Raw genomic sequence first — 507 nt, forward strand, 5'->3', positions numbered from 1 at the left:
CCCTACGACATTCACACATCTGCTTTGGCTGTTGCGGGCGGCAGCTTTCTCTGACTCGATAGTGGTCGAGATCTGAGGAGGAGCAGATGGACGTTGGTTTGGGACGGTTCGGTGACCGGCGCCTGGAAAAAGGGGGGCCTGCTTGCTGGCTCGGCTGGTCGACGTCGGTCGCGCGGGGATCAGCGTGCGCCGGGTCGGCGGAGATCGTGCGGGCGAGATCCGCTTCACCCGGTTTCTGCGTAATCCCCGAGTGACGCCACAGGAGATGGTGGCGCATGCCCGGGCGCGCACCGCCGGGCTGGTCGAGGGCCGCCACATTCTGGCGATCCAGGACACCACGACGCTGCGCGATGACGGCAAGCTGTGCAGCTTGAACCTGCACCCGACGATCGCCGTCGATGCCGCCGATGGCGCATTGCTCGGGCTTGTCGATGCGGTGTTTCTCAGCCGCGTCGGCGGCACCAAACGGCTGTGTGCCAAACGGCCGTTCGCCGACAAGGAAAGCCG

Annotated in this window: 1 pseudogene; it reads left to right on the forward strand. The window is 65.7% G+C overall.

Annotated features, from left to right (window positions below):
• Positions 1-142: 142 nt before the first annotated feature.
• A pseudogene (locus ACTZWT_RS24380) lies at positions 143-507 on the forward strand (IS4 family transposase); the annotation flags it as partial.

Source organism: Rhodopseudomonas sp. NSM, from assembly GCF_052445935.1.
Lineage (GTDB): Bacteria > Pseudomonadota > Alphaproteobacteria > Rhizobiales > Xanthobacteraceae > Rhodopseudomonas.